Origin of the sequence: Bacillus cihuensis (assembly GCF_000504145.1) — a bacterium.
In the GTDB taxonomy this organism is placed as follows: domain Bacteria; phylum Bacillota; class Bacilli; order Bacillales; family DSM-1321; genus Peribacillus; species Peribacillus huizhouensis.
In genome coordinates this window covers 50122-68721 of record NZ_KI632502.1, presented here as the reverse complement: position 1 = coordinate 68721, position 18600 = coordinate 50122, and the positions used below count along the sequence as shown (strand labels likewise).

The window sequence follows — 18600 nt, the reverse complement described above, 5'->3', positions numbered from 1 at the left end:
GAAATGCTAACACTTTACTAGCATTGAGGATTATAAAGGAAGCTTCTCATAAGTTGAATAAACTTGTGGGAAGCTTCTTTGTTCATTTTTTGGGTAACATGGAGATAGACATTTTTAGTGATTTGATCATCGGAATGGCCAAGTCTGTCCATGATTTGTTCAAGTGAGACACCAGCCTCTGCTAAGAGAGAGGTATGGGTATATCTCAAAGAGTGTGGAGTTAAGTCTGTATTTAGTTCAGCGATAGTAAGTAGCCTCTTCTTTCGGTTTTCGGCGGGACTCACATATACTTTTCTGTATAATTAATAGGATTGTAATACGTCTTGGTAATACTTTGATTTAAGTTTGAAATTAGAGACGTAGGAGGCGGAGTAGGGTAGCAGGAGATTATTTTTACTGAACAAAAAGGGCAGATCACTCATGAGTGATCTGCCCTTTTGCTTGCCCGGCATCAATGGCTTTACGAGTTGGAAAGCGTACCAATGTTCGTAATAATAGTACGCTGTCACCACTCTTTGAAGGAGAACCAGGCGCTTTATTTAATATTAATTATGATAAAGTGTATTGCTTAGAAATTAAGTTAGCAATCCTAGATGGAACCCAGATGACACAACTTGGGTACGATTTTTAGCTTTTAACTTTAACATAAGACTACTTATGTAGTCTCTAACTGTATGCTCGCTTAGATGGAGGAACTTCCCCATTTTTTTATTATCGAATTACCTATATATTGAGGATGTGAAATAAGGATTAACCATCAATATAAAGGATAGTTCTAGCTACTGTGAAATTGTAAAATTAAAAATATGAAGAATTTGTGACACTTTTCAAAATGCGGAATCACTCTTGAGTAAATTTTTAAAATGAGGACAAAGTTTTAGCGCAAACAAAATATATTAATGTTTTGCATAATCAAAGGGGGAATTACATATGACAAATTTAAGTGACAAAGTTGCAATTGTAACAGGTGGTGCTTCTGGTATCGGATTATCTACTGTGAAGGCTTTTGTAGCTAAAGGGGTTAAAGTGGTGATCGCTGATTATAACGAACAAGGCGGTAAAGATGTTGAGCAAGAATTGAAAGCTACAGGTGCAGATGTTTTGTTCGTGAAGGTCGATGTTGGCGATGAAAAATCTGTAGAAAACCTAGTTTCTGAAACGGTTAAACATTATGGTCAAGTTGATGTATTGGTGAATAACGCTGGAGTAGCGGTAAAGGCCTCTACTCACGAATTATCATTCGAAGATTATGATAGAGTTATTCGAATTAACCAAGACGGTGTATTTTTTGGGATGAAATATGCAATTCGTGAAATGTTAAAAACGGGTGGCGGTTCCATTGTGAATACAGCTTCTATGTTAGGGCACGTTGGAAAATCAGGAGTGTTTGCTTATAATGCAAGTAAAGGGGCAGTTAATATTATGACTAAATCTGTTGCTCTTGAGTACGCAAAACATAACATTAGAGTAAATGCTGTTTGCCCAGGTTATGTTGAAAGTGGCTTGGTTAACAAAGAAGCACTAGGTGAAGCCTATGATGAGCTAGTTGCGAAACACCCGATTGGAAGACTTGGAAGATCCGATGAAATTGCACACGCAATAATATTCTTGAGTGAAAATGACTTTGTCACAGGTAGTTCTCTAATGATAGATGGAGGTTATACTGCTCAATAAGATAAAACAGGGAAATGGAAGAGTTGTGCAAATTCCGAAACATGTGTCACACAACTTCTATTAAAAAGGGCAGATCACTAATGAGTGGCTGCCCTTTTGCGTGTATACGGTATTAATGGCTTTAGGTTAACAATCCTAGGCGGAACCCAGATGATACAACTTGGGTACGATTTTTAGCTTTTAACTTTAACATAAGACTACTTATGTAGTCTCTAATTGTATGCTCGCTTAGATGAAGGAACTCTCCCATTTTCTTATTATCGTATCCATCTGCTAGGAGAGTTAATACACTTAACTCGCGATCAGTTAATTCGATATTATTACTTGGTGATACATTATGATCGAAATTCTTTAGAAATAATCCTATTCTGTTGCAAACTTCCTCTATAAGTTGTAAATCCTCTTGCGTACAATCAAACTCTTTTCCCACCTGATCTAAAGTCACCCAACCGAGAACTTCTTTATAATGACATATTGGAGCAACAATGAGTGAAGATAGATTGAATAACTGAATCGTCTCATCTTTTACCGTATGTACGGGGTTTTTAATAAATATTGGCTTTCTTGTAATTAGCATGGTATGAAACAACTGATTCGGATATACGTATCCTTGTGTTTTTTGAACCTTTGATAATTCTTCACCAATAACACCTTTAAACTCATTTGACCAAGGGATATATGCATAGAAAACACATCTTTTATAGTTAAGCAGCCTTTCGCATTCCTTTATTATTTTTATGAAGTCATTGCTTCCAGAGTAGCTTATGAGTACTTTATTAAATTCATCTAGAATTTTAAGTTTATTTAGTAAAGTTTTTTCATATTGTGCATTATTACTAGCGAAAACATTAAAACGTAACAGATAATTTCTGATTGTTTCTTCTTGTTCCTTATCTAATGTTGTTTTCGGGTATAGATATATGCTAGTTTCACCAACATTTAAAGCTAGTGAATGCTCAGATAACTCGTTAAATTGAGCATTGTTTGTATCTAAAAGCGGATAAAAAGGAATTCTTCGGATCGTTTCTTGTTCTGTTCTTACCCAACCCAATATGACAGGGCTAGTTATATTATGATGCTGAACAAGAAAAAGTTGTTGAATTGGAAATAATTCCAAATATGAAAGTAACAAGCTCTGTGAAGAATGGGAATGAAAATCATCTGAAGTTTTAATAGCATTCTTCCAATTAGAAAATAGGTTAGAAATTTTTGTAGCAATAATAGGTAAGTAAAACATATAGGAATAAGCCTTTACGTCTGCAGAATTTTTTAATAAATTTGCAAAAGACTTTTCCAGAATAAGGTGTAATAGGTATAAAAAATGATGATTCAAAATCATTGAGTACGTTTGTATCCAAGTCTTTAAAAGGGTATCTAAGTCGATTTGGGCTTTGTTTTCATTTGGTTCAGTTAAAATTTGCAAAAATGAACTTGCAAGAAACTCAATAATAGATTGTTCTTCTTTGGATAGATTTAATTCTAATCTTATTTGCACATTAATACTCATTTGAAGTTGGGTTTTATTTTTTTTTAGAAAGATTTTAAATTCCTCAAATGATATATCGTTATAGGGAAATAAATCAGGTCGCATTGAATAAAGTATCTCCTTTAACGGATAAATTACCTATATATTGAGGGTGTGAAATAAGGATTAACCCTTAATATATAGGATAGTTCTAGGTGGCTGTGATATTGTAACATAATAAATGTGAACAATTTGTGACGACTTTCAATTCACGGAATCACTCTTGAGCAAAATTTCATCGATTAAAGACCTTGGGACTAGTGGTTCTAAACATGAAAAGTATGGAGATCTCCCCTATTTCTGTATGGCAAATACCAGATAGGCCTTAGCGGGTGGGTGAGATGCCCTATTTCTATTATAAGGCAACATGCTTTGACATGTGAACAATATGCGATGGAGCCCAATCAAAATATTGTAAGCCCTTTATCAAATGACTTTAATAGAAGAAATTGGAGTGAATCCATATTCTAATTGAAAGATTTGTTACTATTATTCCCAATATGAGGTTAGCTTTATGAATAATATTTTTAGGGAGATGGAGTATAGGAAGAGGTTAACTTGATGGATAATGTTTTTAGGGAGATGGAAATATAGATGGAAAAGGCATTAAATTCGAGTAAGAAATACAGCTGGGTTCTTTGGGGTATCATTGCGTTTTTGTTTTTTGGAAATTTAATTAATTTCTCCGGAAAAAATATAATCGGCCTTTCAGCGGATTTAATTATGAATGATCTTGGTTTGAATTCTAACCAATGGGGCTTAGTGGGAAGTGCTTATTATTGGTTGTTTCCGATTTCTGGGATTATCGGTGCTGCACTTTCTGATCGGTTTGGAACGAAAAAAATACTTTCCATTCTTATACTATCGTGGGGCATCATACAATTTGGGGCTCTAGCAATTAATGGATTTAGTGCGCTGATTCTATATAGAGTCCTATTAGGAATCTTTCAAGGTCCATTTGGTCCAGTTGCAATGAGTCATATCAATAAGTGGTTCCCCGCTGAAAAACGCGGAGTCGCAAGCTCTTTATTTACTTTAGGAGCAACAGCAGGAGGGTTAGTTTTAGCGCCTGTAATCATTGGACTTACAACATTTGGCTGGAAAGTTGCTTTTGCTGTATTTGGAGGAGTAAGTGTAATTTGGGTTCTCCTATTTATGTTTACTACAAAAGAAAGCCCTTCTAGTATAGAGCAAAAGGCAGCAACAAAAAATCCAGTTGCAAATAGTGTCCAAAAGAAAAGTGGTAAAGAAGTAGTAAAGGCCATTTTTTCACCAACTTCTATTTTCACATTATTTCTGGCCTTCTCTACTTTTATATTTGTCGTATGGACGGCAATCTGGATGCCGAACTATTTAACTAAAGTAACAGGTCTGACTTCTAGTCAGATGGGAGTTTCTGTTTCAATAATTGGAATAAGTTCCGCTGCAATAATTTTTCTAGTGTCGATGGTTTCTGACAAAGTGCTAGCAAAAACACAAAATTGGCGTTTATCCCGTGTCATTGTGATTGGTGTAGCAGCCGTTATTGGCAGTCTGTTGGTTGCTAGTGTGGTGTTTATACAAAATCCTGTTTGGAATGTCATTGCATTTGGTTTAGCATACGGTTTAACGGGTGCAAACTTTGCAATTGGGCCACAAATTATGATGAGGCTAGTACCGGAGCGAAGTGGACTTATGGCAAGTATTTTAATGTCATTTCAAAATGTAGGTGGAATGATAGCTCCTGTAGCTACTGGATTTCTTATCGGCTTATCAAAAGAAAATATTATTCAAGGATATAATAATTCCATTTTAGTAGTGTCAGGTACAATCCTATTATGTTCAATATTATTCTTGTTGTTTGTTAAACCGGATGTAAAAAAGCATGCTTAATTCTATTTTTTGATAAAGACATCTAATTAAAGAGAGGAAGAGTTTATTATGAGATTACAAGACAAAGTTGCAATTATTACTGGTGGAGGAACTGGAATTGGTAAGGAGACCGCATTAAAATTTGCGAAAGAAGGGGCAAAGGTAGTCATTACTGATATTAATAAAGAGGCGGCTATGAACACTGCTCAAGAGATTCAAGCAATGGGTGCTGAAGCCATTTTCATACAACATAACGTAAGTGATGAAGACGATTGGAAAAAGGTTGTTAGTGAAACAAGAAGCCATTTCAATAAAATCGATGTATTATTTAATAACGCAGGAATCTATATCATCAAACCTCTTACTGAAATAGAATTAGATGAATGGAATCGTTTAATGTCTATTAATGTAACAGGAGTTTTCCTTGGTATGAAGCATGTGATCCCTGTGATGGTAGAACAAAAGAAAGGTTCTATAATTAATGCTTCATCAATTGCTGGTTTATTTGGAGCTCCTGGACATGCTCTTTACGGGGCAAGTAAAGGTGCTGTTCGCATCATGTCAAAAGATGCGGCTATTGAATTCGCTGGCAAAGGTGTGCGTGTAAACTCTATTCATCCAGGATTTATTGAAACTGCAATGACAGACTATGCTTCAGAAGCAACTGGACGTACGACAGAGGAATTAAATAGCGCTTATCCACTAGGAAGAATGGGCAATACCGAAGAAGTTGCACATACAGTTGTATTCCTTGCATCTGATGAATCTTCTTTCACAACTGGGGCAGAGTTCGTTATTGATGGTGGAGCTACTGCAAGATAATTCGAGACGATTTCTTGACGTGAATACTCCCTTTATAGCTAAAGAAGGGGCTGTTCGATAAGTCCTAAAAATAAAGCAGGTGGAGAAAAAACAGTCGTTTTTCTCCACCTGCTTTTGTATGTTGTGGGCCAAAGCTATAATTCCGAACTCGACATGCACCTTGTCGAGTCCCCACAGAGAAAATCTACGGAACGACCGATTGCCCTTGATGTGACGGAACGCACTTTCTACTTCGACTATGCGTTGAGCGTGGATGTTGGCTTTTTCTTCTCATTCAAGGGCTGTTTTTGCCTTCGCTTTCATGTATTGTACTTTCAATGGGCAATCTGTACAATCTTCGGATTCGTATTTCTTAAAGCTTTGCTCATAACCGGACTTATTCTTTTTAATTTGGTATTTTCTAATAGAAAATACCAAATTGAACAAATAAGAAGTGTTTTATTTTATTGATAGTAGTAAGAGCTACAATAACATAAGTATACGTTAAAGATGCCACAGACAGAAATTAGCAAAACCTTGATATACCGCACTTTTAGCACACCATGTAAAAGAAATTACACACTCTCACCTTAGGGGCGGCATGATGTAATAAGCCGCTTCACCCCTTGATATATAAGGGTTTCTGAGTAAGATGAGAGTGAAATACTCACATTTTGCTAACATAAAGGATTTAAAAAGAAGCTTCTCATAAGTTGAGCAAACTTCTGGGAAGACTTATAGATTGTAAATGTTTGTAACTTAAACTAACAAGCAGGTCTCTTGAAGATAGTGTTGTATGTTAGAAGTAAATGGTAAAGGAGATTATATATAGGAGATAAAGGGAAAATTCATTATCAACGGGGTACTGATGAACTAAGAATGAAAAATATCCGTGTCCATAAACTTGTTCAAGAATTTAATAATTGTACAATTGAAGATTAAAAAAGAAAAGAGAGCATTATTAAAGAATTTCCTGGAACCCTAGGGGTAAATTCGATTATTTAGAAATAATTTCCATATTAGCTTTAGGTACAACATGCACGTCGGAGCCAATTTCTATGCGGATTATAATTGTACCATATTTATATGGTTATATTATATCAGTAGCCATGGAAGAAAGTAACTGCCCGTGGGGCTTGACCCCGTCAACTAAACCGTTCGTACCCTACTGTAGAAAACATTGTTCAAGGTAAATAAAGGTATTCAATGTAACATGATGGTAAGCCCGAATGCCTTTAGAGGGCACGTGCGAATTGATGAGTAGGGGGCCATGGAAATGCCCCCCTACTCTCTGTAACAAAGAGTCAGTAACCTGCCCCATTTCCCGATTCACCTCCTATATTTTCAAATAATGTTCAGTTCACCCCCTGCTTCATCTTCTGCAGTTTCGAACGATATCGATACACACTTGCCTCAGATACCATCAATTTATCAGCAATTTGGCTGATAGAACCTTTGATCTTAAAGATACCTGTACTTTCAAGCTTTTCAATTAACTCTATCTTTTCCTTTTGTGTTAGGCGCTCGGTTGGAATTTGTTTTTCTTCATAAAACTCTTTGATAACAGAATCCACGATGTCTTCCGGATTTTCAAAGAAGTTTTCCGTTTCGGTAGGGGCGGTATCAAGTGAAAGTTGAACGGTACTGAAGTCTGTAGGAGCTTCTGACTGTAATTTTAAACCGCCGCCAAAACCTAAACGAAGAATTTCCTGGCTTAAGTCAATAAGTTTAGAATTGTCGATATTAATACAAAGCATTCCTAATAAATTCCCTTTTTCTTTTATAAAAAAAGTGGAAGAATTTAATATCTTATTATTCTTCGTTTTACCCTTATAATTATAAACATAATCCTTTTCTTTCCATACTTCGCTTTTGATAAACTTAAGAGCAAGATCTGTTAAGGGAGACCCTACTTTCCTGCCGCTAATATGACCGTTCGCAATTGCAACAATGCAATCTTTTTCATCACTTACATCCTGCAGGGCGATTTCGCAGTTTTCACCCACCACCAATCCTAAAAATCCAACTAATTCTTTGTAATAATCCATAATTTTGCTCATATAGGATACGTCCCTTCTATATTTGGTAGAATCTATCATTAAGCTTGAGTGATGATATTGATATATTTATAGGTATCAACCATATAATACCATGTAATAATTCACTATTGTAATAAAAATTCTACTTGTTAATAAAAAAATATCAAAGTGATAATAAATTATTATTGACGAATAACAAGACACGAAATAAAATAAAGTCATAACAACTAAGGCGGTGAAAACATGAAGGAAATAATCAATACAACAAACGCACCAAGTGCTATAGGACCCTATTCTCAATGTGTTGTAAGCAAAGGGATTGCGTTTGTTTCAGGACAATTACCAGTGAACGCCGAAGACAATACGATCCCAGAAGGTGTAACTGAACAAACGAAACAGTCACTAAAGAATATTAAATTCATATTGGAGAGCGGCAACTATAGTTTAGATGACGTTGTGAAGGTAACCGTCTATTTAAAAGATATGAATGAGTTTGGCGCAATGAACGAAGTGTATGGGGATTTCTTCCAAGACCCGTATCCCGCTAGAGTAGCTGTAGAAGTTGCTAGATTACCAAAGGATGTAAGAGTAGAAATTGATGCCATTGCGATAAAATAATTTACTATGAATCTTGTAATCTTTTGTTTAGAGAAAATGTATTAGCTTGAACCCTTTTAAATTTTGAAAGCCCTTTCGAAATAAAATATAGGTTATATATTGGTTTAAAATGTAAGCATTTACATGTTTATATATTGATGAATGTAAGCATTTACATGCCTGCATGTTGATAAATGTAACTCCAAAATCTCGCTTAAGGCATACGTATTTAATAACGTTTTGTCCTTGAGCGAAACGAAAGGAATGAATACAAAAATGCAATCAGGTGCAATGATGATGCTGGTATTATTTTTATCTATTGTAATACTTATTTTTCTTATACTTAAACTTAAAGTCCATCCATTTATTTCTTTAGTTCTGGCAGGGATCTTTATTGGATTAGCTACAGGTATGCCCCTAACTGATATTGTTACTTCCATTGAAAGTGGAGTAGGTGGAACGCTGGGATCACTAGCTGTTGTAATCGGTTTTGGAACGATCTTAGGTAAGATGTTAGAGATATCTGGTGGTGCTGAGCGCTTGGCACGAACAATGCTAAATGCTATGGGAGAAAAACGTGCGCCTTGGGTTATGACACTTATAGGCTTAATTGCTGGAATTCCAGTATTTTTTGAAGTAGGTTTTGTTTTACTTTTTCCAATAATTTTCATCGTTGCGAGACAAGCTAAGATGTCGCTTATAAGAGTTGGAGTTCCTTTGGCAATATCTCTGATGGTTGTACACGCCATGGTACCTCCACATCCGGCAGCATTTGCTGTTACCGAAATGTTGGGAGCCGATGTTGGGAAAGTTATTTTATATGCACTTCTTATAGGAACACCTACTGCAATCATTGCTGGGCCAATCTTTGCTAAGTTCATTAGTGGTAAATGTAGGACCGAAGCATTTAATGAATTAGAAGTAAAAGCCCCAACGCCAGATGAGAAGCTTCCTGGGTTTGGAATTACTTTATTCACTATTCTTCTACCTTTATTCATTATGGTAGGAAAAACAGCAAGTGATTTATATCTTACAGAAGGTTCTTTTTCTTACAATCTTGTTAGATTTTTAGGTAATCCAATTATCGCTTTACTTATTTCAGTATTTGTAGCTTATTACACATTAGGACTTTCTCGTGGTCTAAAGATGAAAGAACTATTATCTCATACTGAGGAAGGATTTAAGTCAATTGCATCCATTTTGTTGATCATTGGTGGTGGCGGTGCTTATAATGCGTTTTTGGTTGATAGTGGGTTAGGTACAGAGTTATCTAATATTATGCAATCATTAGATATGAACCCAATTATTTTGGCTTGGCTAGTAGCAGCAATTTTACACCTTGCTATTGGATCCGTTACGGTAGCCATGCTTAGTGCTGCGGGAATAATAGGTCCATTGTTGGCCGCTTATCCAACTTTGAGTCCAGAAATTGCAGTTCTCGCTATTGGTGCTGGAGCTATTGGATGGTGTCATGTTAACGATTCTGCTTTCTGGCTTGTAAAAGAATATTTGGGATTATCATTACCAGATGCGTTTAAGAGCTTCACTGCTGCAACTGTTCTTGCATCGGTTGTTGCCCTTGGAGGGGTATTACTTTTAGCACAATTTATATAAAAAATTATGAATAAGAAAAATAAATTATGGAAGGAAGATGAGTTGGAATGGAAAATAAGATAATTCAAGGAAAAACTATAAAGGAATGGGAAGAGCAGTATCCTCTAATGAGCAAGATTATTTCAACTGACGAAGTGCTTTGGACAAATTCTAAATATGAAAAGTTTGCAGATGCTACTAAAAAGATCTCTTTATCAGAGAAGGATGTAAGAGATGCAGAAGAAAGATTAAATAGATTTGCTCCATATATTGCTAAGGTTTTCCCAGAAACAGAAAAAACAAATGGAATTATTGAATCACCTATTGTTCCAATTCCTACTATGCAAAGTAAAATGGAAGAAACATATAATCAAGAAATCTTAGGTCAATTATTGCTCAAATGTGATAGTCATCTTGCTATCTCTGGGTCAATTAAGGCAAGAGGCGGTATTTATGAGGTTTTAAAACATGCAGAAGATTTAGCTATTGAGAATAACATGCTAACAATAAAAGATGATTATTCAAACATCGATAGTGATAAATTTAGAGAGTTTTTCTCTAAGTATTCAATTGCAGTGGGATCAACTGGAAACCTAGGCCTTAGTATCGGAATAATGAGTGCACAATTAGGGTTCAAGGTTTATGTTCATATGTCAGCTGACGCAAAACAATGGAAGAAAGACCTCCTTAGAAGCAAGGGTGTTACAGTAATTGAGTACGAATCAGATTATAGTAAGGCAGTAGAGGAAGGTAGAAAACAAGCAGAAGCAGATCCAAACATGTACTTTGTTGATGATGAAAATTCGACTAACTTATTCTTAGGATACGCTGTAGCAGCTGATAGATTAAAAAGGCAATTAGAAGAAATGAATGTAGTTGTTGATGAGGATCATCCATTATTTGTTTATCTTCCATGTGGAGTTGGTGGCGGACCTGGTGGAGTAGCATTTGGGCTAAAGTTAGTTTTCAAGGATAATGTACATTGCTTCTTTGCTGAACCAACACATTCTCCATGTATGGTTATAGGATTAATGACAGGTATGCATGATAAAGTATCGGTACAAGATTTTGGAATCGATAACATTACTGATGCAGATGGACTCGCTGTTGGTAGGGCTTCAGGTTTCGTAGGGAAAACATTAGAAAACCTAATGAGTGGATCATATACTGTAAAAGATGAGGAGTTATATATACTATTAAGTATGTTATCCGACTCAGAAAATATTCAATTAGAACCTTCTGCATTAGCTGGAATCCATGGTCCAATTCAATTATTCAGAGATGAAGCTGGACAAAGGTATATAGAGAATAACAGCTTAAAAAATAAAATAAAAAATGCTTCACATATCGCTTGGGCAACAGGAGGTAGTATGGTTCCAAAAGATGTAATGGAAACATATTATAAAAAGGGAAAAGAGGCATCTGCTACCCTGAATAATTAAAAGTTCATTTGTAAAAAAGAAACTATCTCAAAATAGTAAGAGATAGTTTCTATATATATTTAAAATAAATATTAGACTATTCTGGCTAAGTTTGACACATCAAAAGGTTTATTATCTCGCATATTCTTAAAATTACTCTAATTTTCAAATTTTACGAATTCTAACTAAGTAATTTGTAATTACTTAAATTATATGTAAATAATCTCGGAATAAACGAGAATGATCTTCCTTGGAAAATACTGTTTTATTGATATTTTTAAAGGATTTACGTTAGCAAAATGCTAACATTTTGCTAACGCAAATCCTTCTAAAAACGGTAAATCCGTGTTAAAGATGTAACACTTCTGATTTGCAAAAACCTTGATGTACCGCACTTTCTGCACTCATCGTTCAAGATATTACACACTCTTATCTTACGGGCGGCAAGATGTAATAACGCTCCATGGACCCCGGTAAAAACGGGCGTTATAGACCTTTATATACTCTTGAAATAACCGAAGGGTAACAAAAGGGTCTAAATTAGAGGTTTTCCATGAGTTCCTTGAACTTTTGGGAAGCCTCTTTTTTCATCTCTTTTGTTACATATAAATAAACATTTTTAGCCGTGTCCTCATCCTTATGTCCTAGTCTCTCCGTAATTTGTGGAAGACTTACTCCTGCCTCAGCTAAAAGAGAGGTATGAGTATGGCGTAATGAGTGAGGAGTAATTTCAATATTTAATCCAGCAAGTTTTAGCAGCCTTTTCATTCGATTCTCTATTTTTTTTATATAGATCGGATAACCGGGAGACGAATCATCAATACCAGCAAAAAAAAACCTTGGTCATGGTATATATATCGATATCTCATCATTATTGTTTTTTGAAGCCCCTGATGCCTTTTCAATTCATTAATCACATTGTCATCGACATCGACTATCCGTATAGATGTTTCGGTTTTAGGTGTTAACAGCTTATATTCTTTTCTGTTATTGGTAGGATTATAATATGTATTTGAAACGCTGATAGTGTGATCATTCATATCGATATCCCGCCATTTTAGGGCGCATAATTCACCTACACGTAATCCAGTGTATGCCAACTGTAAGAAGATAACATAATCTTGATCCAAGCCTGTTTTCTTAGCAACATGAAGATAATGCTTTAACTCTTTTCCTTCTAAATAATTTGGTAAATGCTTTTTTTCTTCTAATTCTTCAATTTGTGAAGTAGTGTACTTAAACGAGTGATTTAGTGAAAGTAGAATTATTGACTTTTAGATTGTGATTATATTTTAGTTATTCCATAATCGGGCGCTTTAGTTGAATAAGCATGGGTTATTTTTGACCACATTCTGACCACCAAACATATATAAGAGTATATTATCAAATTTTATTAAACAGAAAAAAGCCCAATAAATCAGGCTTCCAGTAATTCATTGTATTCCCAGTTTATTCATGTTTAATATATAAATAAAATAATGTGAAAAATACGGTCTTAAAGGTGCACGTCGTGCTCCTCAGTTCTCAAAACGTTAATTGTCAACGTTTCAAGGCTCTCAACCAATTTTGGTTGGGGGTCTTTTTTATGTGAAAAAAGTGGTTTGGGTCACATTTTGGTCATGAAAATTCTTTTTTGGTCACTATAGCATCCATAAATCATAGTTCAATGTATCTTTGAAATTTTTGTGCAGTTTGCTCTTTTAGTGTGTCTGTTACGTGTGTATAGGTGTTCATTTGTATATCTGAGTGACCCAACCGCTCCTGAACTTCTTTAATACTAGCTCCGGCTTCAAATATACAAAATCATACATTCATTATTTTTAGGGGTTCTTCATCACTTTTTATGCGGCTACCGGGCTTCTTCAGAAGCCGAAAACGTTGATTTAAGAAGGATGCATAAACCATGCAAACCGATAAAAAGGGACGACGTGAACCCCTCTTTGGCGCCAAGAGCTTTGTTTTACTAGTGGTTCCTCAAGTTGGCATTATGTTACCTTGATTTGTATAAATTATTCATGAAGAAGATTGTATATTGATTTAGCAATTTATATAAAGGAGATATGTTTTAATCATCATCTTTGGCAACGGCATTTACTGCAAAATCGGCAAGGATCTACAATTACCTTCACGCGGAACGAACAAATGCTGGTATTTCCAGAAGCATCGGTAGCTTTACAAATGACCGTTGTCGTACAAGGAGGAAAGAAAGAACCAGATGCTGGTGTACACACAGCCGTAACCCCTGGACAGTTATCGCTCACTATAGGATCAAAGTGAACGATTGCCCCATTTGAACATCGATCATTACAAACCGTGAGGTCGGGAGGACAATTAATCACTGGCGGTTCAGTATCATTTACTGTTACGGTAAACGAACAAGGAGCGCTTGTATTCCCAGCAACATCCGTAGCTGTACATGTCACTTTAGTTGTTCCAACAGGAAAGAGCGAACCAGAAGGTGGGGAACAAACAAATGTTGCTCCCGGACAGTTATCATTTACAGTTGGAGGTGGATAGTTCACTTTCGCCCCACAAACACCAGGGTCATTATCCTGAGTGATGTTACCTGAACAGATGATGGTTGGCGGTTCGACATCGTTTACTGTGACCGTAAAGGAGCATTCTGCAGTTCCTCCACAAATGTCAGTAGCGGTACAAGTGACAGTGGTTTTACCTACTGGAAATGAGGATCCAGAAGCAGGGCTGCAGATTACTTGAACTCCTGGGCAGCTGGTACTTGCAGTTGGGGTTGGAAAGTTGACAACTGCCCCACAAACACCAGGGTCATTATCTTGAGTGACGTTAGCTGGACACATAATGGTTGGTATGCGTTCAAGATCGCTGATGTTGCCAAAGATATCTTGACTGTTGTTGCTGCGAGTATCAGTCCATACGGAGATCAACTTTTCCGGTTCCGGCAAAGCTGGAGGAATAAAGGCCGAATAAATATAATCACCAATAAATGTACTAGGATTACCAAAGGTAGTATCAGCATTAGGGTTGAAAGAAACGTCTGTTATCCGTGAATTTGTAAAAGAGGTTCCACCATTAGTCGAAACTGCTAAATAAACATCTAGAAGAGTAGAAGATTCCCGGTTTGTGTAGTAAATTACGGTTACGGTGCCGCTGCATGGGGAAACTGCTACAAACGGGAAAAAATTTTGGGAATTCTCAGGACTATTATCAACACGAATAGGAGCTGACCAGTTGGCTCCGCCATTATTAGAGAAAGACAAATAGATATGAGCATTTCCTGTGTGGTATGCTTGCCATACGGCATACACTCTTGCGAAGTTTTCAGTACCAAAACATTCTGATCTATCAACGGCAAGAAAAGCAAAGGTAGGGACACGGAAACTCCATGCTGAAACTTTTGGAGTTAGAGGATCAGGTACTCGAACAATAGCACTGACATCAACAGTAGGACCGAATGTTACCCCGCCATTATCTGATCGGCGAATTCGATACGTTGCATTAGTGAAATCACCTTCAATCCAAGCAACATATACTTCACCATTCGGACCTACTTGAACATTTGATCCTTGTACAAAGGGAGTAGGCTCCCCGGCAATTACCGCTGAAATTGGAATTGGAACTGGTGTCCAATTTAATCCACCATCAACAGACCTTTGAAGTAAAATTTGAGAGGTGTTTGTCCCGTCTGGAACGTTGGTAAACCTAGTATAGCTAATATAGGCATTCCCAACAAATGGGCTTGTCGGAGTCTTATCGAAGGCTAGATATTCTTTATCATCAAAGAAATTATTATTTATACCTGAAACATTAATAGCAGGAGAAAAGTTTGCTCCATCGTCAACTGATCGATAAACAATGATGGATGCCCTATCCAATGTCGCTGAAACAGGTTGAACAGCGATACCAGCTAATAACCACCTATTGTTTAGATCTGCGTCTATGATTGGATCGCTAGTATTTCTAAATCCTGCTGGGACTGGGAGAAACGAAGTCGTGAATGAGGCACCTCCATTAGTAGATCGATATAACCCAAATTGAGGAAACCCATTTGCAAGCGTATAGGCGTGAGAAGAAGCAATAATTGACGAAGGGTTATTCGGATTGACCCCCACAGTAGGCTCATTTTCGGGCCGTCCATTTAATGTTGAGATTCGAAAATCTGTTGTGTCGACTTGCTGTATTGATATCGATGAATTATCTCCATTTTCCCCATGTTCTTCATTTGGTTCTATAATTTTTTGCATTGGTGGTGCACTTGATATTTTAATTAAACTTTCTTCTGACATTCAGCATTCCACCTTTTTATAAGTGTTTCGCTCCCAGCAAACTGTGTAGATTCACAAAGGATTCTAGTTGAATCCGTAACATTACAAGTTGGCATTGGTAAGCATTCTGCTAAACATTTTATGGAAATACTAGACAAGCTGTTTGTGCTTATGAAGGAGAAAAAAGTTATTTAAAAAAAATTTTTCAAAAACCTGATATATTGGGTTTCTGAAAAGGCTTGGTTCCTATTACATTGCTGTTGTTTATGAAAAAACTTGATAAAGCAGCCTCTTTAGAACATATTTAAAATTGTTTTACTTCCTATTACATGCCTAAATAAAAGAACGTAAGAAATACGTTACTAAAAAAAATTAAAAACTGTAGGGTGCACCATTTGATGGAAGAATAGGTAATATAACCCTGTACTACTCCATTAATTTTCGTTAAAGATGTTACTTTTACAAACAAACGAAACCTATTTATGACGCGGGTTTATTAGCATTTGTTAATTCACCTTAAACATAATACAAAACGGAGGAAATACGGGCGGCATGATGTAATAAGGGATTTAAACCCCTTTTATATCGGGCAGTTAGACTGCCTGGATGGGTTTTTTGTGCATTCATCAAAACGCGACAAACCTAACAAATGAAAAACAAACAATTAGAGAAGGTCTTCCATTAGTTTATCGAACTTTTGGGAGGCCTTTTCTTCCATGTTGTCTGTCACAGGAGCATTTATGGTTCCATGGTTGTATTAATGGCTGTCTGAATCAGCAGGTGCAAGAATCTGCAAGCTCCTCCTTTTCCAAAAAAAATTTAATTTCTTCTTTCTGACTTTCAATATCTTCTACTTTTACTCGTTACTTTGGGAATTGAAAATTTTCTGTAGGGTTCAGTTTTAACAGCCCAATAGAATTCCTCAAGTAGGGGGATCGGCTCTTTTTTTGTTTCGTATCGCTGGGCGACATAACTTGCAAATAAATCTAAAAACCTTCATATTTAATAGAGAAGGAGGTCCGATATGCGAAGTGATATACAACCGAATGAACGAGCTTTCTCTTCCAAGGAAGTGGCAGAAGAAGTAGGGATTGCAACTCCCACTGTTCGAAAGTATGGCCAAATCTTAGAGCGGAATGGATATGAGTTTTTGAAAGATGGCGATCGACGTATCTTTATTCAATCTGACATCGGAGCGCTTATAGCGTTACGCGATACGGACAAGCCCCTAGACGATACAGCTAAAGACCTTGTGAATCAACAAAAAGAAAGATTAGAAGGATCCAATGAAACAGAGATTGCGATAACCGATACATATGAAAATATACCTCATGACCCCAATCAACTAAAAGAGGTCTTAATGTTTTTTGCCAATGAACTCGCAGCCGCACGTGAAATGAATGTCCAACTGACAAACGATATGTTAGAACTTAAAACAAAGGTTTCCCGACTCCAACAAGATCATCATGTTATAAGTTCTAGTATTGGAAATTCAGCGCAAAAAACTCATGCTAAAATTGAAAAATTAACTGAACAACAAAATATCCATTACGAAACATTGCTGCAACAAGAAAAACAAAAAAGTGAACTCTTACAAAAAGAAATACAAAATATGCGGGACGAACAGAAAAAGGAATGGAGTTCACAAAATGATTTTAATAAACGTTTAGAAGAAGCGATACAAAAACCTAAAGGAAAATGGGGAGAGCTTTTCTCCATATTTCGAAAATAAGGTACCTTTTTAAGGTTTTTATGCTTAACTGTGTAAAGATTTGTGGAAGGAAATTTTTGGTGTAGAAAATTCAAGCGATATGCATTTAAACAATATACACAACTTGAAGCAAGCAAAAAAGAATGTTTGATAAAATGGGAGTTGGGGCGGTTAAGAACCTCAATAAAAAACATGAGTCATCCCTAATAGTGTTCGACAAGAAAGGGTTGATCGGCTCTTTTTCTGTTCCGTATCGCTGGGCGATATACTCTTGCAATTGTATCCCAAGAACCTTCATCTTTAAGAAAAGAAGTCTGATATGCGACATGATATTTATCTGATGGACGAGCATTCTCCTCCAAGGAAGTGAGAATGCTACACCCACTGTTCAAAAGTATGGCCACATTATAGAGTGAAAAGGATATGAGTTCTTATAAGAGGGTAACGCGTATCTTTGTTCAATCCGACATCGGAGTGCCTATAGCGTTACCCGATACGGACAAGTCCATAGACGATACAGCTAAAGACTTTGTTAATCAATAAAAATAAAGATTAGAGCAACCAATGAAACAGAGATTGCGATACCTGATACATTTGAAAATTTACCCCGTCACCCCAATCAATTAAAAAAAAACACTATTTTTCAAACTTCAACAAATTCCCGGGAAATATCTACAAATTATGAGTAGATATCGACAAAAATTAGCAGGATTTAAATAATTATTTATTTTGCTGATAAGAAAGTAGACATACTATAGAATTCAAATTCTCAATGTTCATAATTTTGCTCATAGCTTTTTTATCATCTGTTTTAAAATATATTAAGTAAAAGATGAAAACACTATATTATCAATATCTTTATTAATTTGTTTTCATAAATTATATGCCTTGATAAATGGGCAGCATGATGTAGGCCAACAGGAAGTTGTTCACTCGGACGTTGCGGCAGGACCTCGCGTTTTTAGTCCGAGCTCCGCTGACAGCGTTTATTTTACAAGAAAAGTGAAATGCTAACATTTTGCTGACATAAAGGATTTAAGTGAAGCTTCTCATGAGTTTGAAACTTGTGGGAAGTTTTTTTTATTTGGTGACATGAAGATATACATCTTTCGTTATTTAAACATCTGAATGGCTAAGCCTGTCCATA

Annotated in this window: 14 protein-coding genes and 2 pseudogenes; 7 read left to right on the top strand and 9 right to left on the bottom strand. The window is 36.1% G+C overall.

The window, feature by feature from the left end; all coding sequences use genetic code 11:
• Positions 1 to 17 precede the first annotated feature (17 nt).
• Positions 18 to 275, bottom strand: a pseudogene (locus tag V179_RS30450) (tyrosine-type recombinase/integrase); the annotation flags it as partial.
• Between the two features lie 300 nt (positions 276 to 575).
• Positions 576 to 704 (bottom strand): LuxR C-terminal-related transcriptional regulator, encoded by a 129-nt coding sequence (locus V179_RS30445; RefSeq protein WP_084552511.1) that lies wholly within the window; start codon positions 702 to 704, stop codon positions 576 to 578.
• Between the two features lie 226 nt (positions 705 to 930).
• Between V179_RS30445 and V179_RS0126620 the strand changes: the two genes are divergently transcribed.
• Positions 931 to 1674: an SDR family NAD(P)-dependent oxidoreductase gene (locus V179_RS0126620; protein ID WP_028394134.1), complete on the top strand. Its 744-nt coding sequence runs from the start codon at positions 931 to 933 to the stop codon at positions 1672 to 1674.
• Between the two features lie 121 nt (positions 1675 to 1795).
• On the opposite strand, the gene V179_RS29460 is transcribed toward V179_RS0126620, so the two are convergent.
• Positions 1796 to 3265 (bottom strand): LuxR C-terminal-related transcriptional regulator, encoded by a 1470-nt coding sequence (locus V179_RS29460; RefSeq protein WP_051405169.1) that lies wholly within the window; start codon positions 3263 to 3265, stop codon positions 1796 to 1798.
• Positions 3266 to 3793: 528 nt separating this feature from the next.
• Here V179_RS29460 and V179_RS0126610 point away from each other — a divergent pair.
• Positions 3794 to 5071, top strand: coding sequence for an MFS transporter (locus V179_RS0126610; RefSeq protein WP_028394133.1), 1278 nt, complete (start codon positions 3794 to 3796; stop codon positions 5069 to 5071).
• Between the two features lie 48 nt (positions 5072 to 5119).
• Complete coding sequence (locus V179_RS0126605; RefSeq protein ID WP_028394132.1) at positions 5120 to 5872, top strand: SDR family NAD(P)-dependent oxidoreductase; 753 nt, start codon at positions 5120 to 5122, stop codon at positions 5870 to 5872.
• Here V179_RS0126605 and V179_RS32620 read toward each other — a convergent pair.
• Both V179_RS32620 and V179_RS0126595 read right to left on the bottom strand, forming a co-directional pair.
• Positions 5753 to 6127, bottom strand: a complete 375-nt coding sequence (locus V179_RS32620) for a transposase (RefSeq protein ID WP_152534837.1) — start codon at positions 6125 to 6127, stop codon at positions 5753 to 5755. The genes V179_RS0126605 and V179_RS32620 overlap by 120 nt on opposite strands.
• A 1079-nt stretch (positions 6128 to 7206) precedes the next feature.
• Entirely contained in the window at positions 7207 to 7899 is a 693-nt protein-coding gene (locus tag V179_RS0126595; protein ID WP_235179283.1) for a helix-turn-helix transcriptional regulator, read from the bottom strand.
• Between the two features lie 234 nt (positions 7900 to 8133).
• On the opposite strand from V179_RS0126595, the gene V179_RS0126590 reads away from it, so the two are divergent.
• The 3 genes from V179_RS0126590 (at position 8134) to V179_RS0126580 (ending at position 11522) form a co-directional block, all read left to right on the top strand.
• Positions 8134 to 8508, top strand: coding sequence for a RidA family protein (locus V179_RS0126590; protein WP_028394130.1), 375 nt, complete (start codon positions 8134 to 8136; stop codon positions 8506 to 8508).
• A gap of 243 nt (positions 8509 to 8751) precedes the next feature.
• On the top strand, positions 8752 to 10101 hold the full coding sequence (locus V179_RS0126585; protein WP_235179282.1) for a GntT/GntP/DsdX family permease: 1350 nt from the start codon (positions 8752 to 8754) through the stop codon (positions 10099 to 10101).
• Positions 10102 to 10148: 47 nt separating this feature from the next.
• On the top strand, positions 10149 to 11522 hold the full coding sequence (locus V179_RS0126580; RefSeq protein ID WP_028394128.1) for a D-serine ammonia-lyase: 1374 nt from the start codon (positions 10149 to 10151) through the stop codon (positions 11520 to 11522).
• 519 nt (positions 11523 to 12041) lie between these two features.
• On the opposite strand, the gene V179_RS31915 is transcribed toward V179_RS0126580, so the two are convergent.
• The 4 genes and pseudogenes from V179_RS31915 to V179_RS29455 form a co-directional block, all read right to left on the bottom strand.
• Positions 12042 to 12269, bottom strand: coding sequence for a tyrosine-type recombinase/integrase (locus tag V179_RS31915; RefSeq protein ID WP_051405168.1), 228 nt, complete (start codon positions 12267 to 12269; stop codon positions 12042 to 12044).
• Positions 12270 to 12286: 17 nt separating this feature from the next.
• Positions 12287 to 12631, bottom strand: coding sequence for a tyrosine-type recombinase/integrase (locus tag V179_RS31910; RefSeq protein WP_235179280.1), 345 nt, complete (start codon positions 12629 to 12631; stop codon positions 12287 to 12289).
• A gap of 526 nt (positions 12632 to 13157) precedes the next feature.
• Positions 13158 to 13298 (bottom strand): annotated as a pseudogene (locus V179_RS31905) (site-specific integrase); the annotation flags it as partial.
• 275 nt (positions 13299 to 13573) lie between these two features.
• Positions 13574 to 15763, bottom strand: coding sequence for an HYR domain-containing protein (locus V179_RS29455; RefSeq protein WP_051405167.1), 2190 nt, complete (start codon positions 15761 to 15763; stop codon positions 13574 to 13576).
• A 1003-nt stretch (positions 15764 to 16766) separates the two neighbouring features.
• Between V179_RS29455 and V179_RS0126560 the strand changes: the two genes are divergently transcribed.
• Positions 16767 to 17474: a hypothetical protein gene (locus V179_RS0126560; protein ID WP_028394126.1), complete on the top strand. Its 708-nt coding sequence runs from the start codon at positions 16767 to 16769 to the stop codon at positions 17472 to 17474.
• Positions 17475 to 18600: the final 1126 nt, after the last annotated feature.

Coding starts and splice junctions, on each gene's coding strand:
- V179_RS0126620 (WP_028394134.1), top strand. CDS start 931: ATGACAAATTTAAGTGACAAAGTTGCAATTGTAACAGGTGGTGCTTCT.
- V179_RS0126610 (WP_028394133.1), top strand. CDS start 3,794: ATGGAAAAGGCATTAAATTCGAGTAAGAAATACAGCTGGGTTCTTTGG.
- V179_RS0126605 (WP_028394132.1), top strand. CDS start 5,120: ATGAGATTACAAGACAAAGTTGCAATTATTACTGGTGGAGGAACTGGA.
- V179_RS29455 (WP_051405167.1), bottom strand. CDS start 15,763: ATGTCAGAAGAAAGTTTAATTAAAATATCAAGTGCACCACCAATGCAA.
- V179_RS0126560 (WP_028394126.1), top strand. CDS start 16,767: ATGCGAAGTGATATACAACCGAATGAACGAGCTTTCTCTTCCAAGGAA.
- V179_RS31915 (WP_051405168.1), bottom strand. CDS start 12,269: ATGAAAAGGCTGCTAAAACTTGCTGGATTAAATATTGAAATTACTCCT.
- V179_RS30445 (WP_084552511.1), bottom strand. CDS start 704: ATGGGGAAGTTCCTCCATCTAAGCGAGCATACAGTTAGAGACTACATA.
- V179_RS29460 (WP_051405169.1), bottom strand. CDS start 3,265: ATGCGACCTGATTTATTTCCCTATAACGATATATCATTTGAGGAATTT.
- V179_RS0126585 (WP_235179282.1), top strand. CDS start 8,752: ATGAATACAAAAATGCAATCAGGTGCAATGATGATGCTGGTATTATTT.
- V179_RS0126580 (WP_028394128.1), top strand. CDS start 10,149: ATGGAAAATAAGATAATTCAAGGAAAAACTATAAAGGAATGGGAAGAG.
- V179_RS0126595 (WP_235179283.1), bottom strand. CDS start 7,899: ATGGATTATTACAAAGAATTAGTTGGATTTTTAGGATTGGTGGTGGGT.
- V179_RS0126590 (WP_028394130.1), top strand. CDS start 8,134: ATGAAGGAAATAATCAATACAACAAACGCACCAAGTGCTATAGGACCC.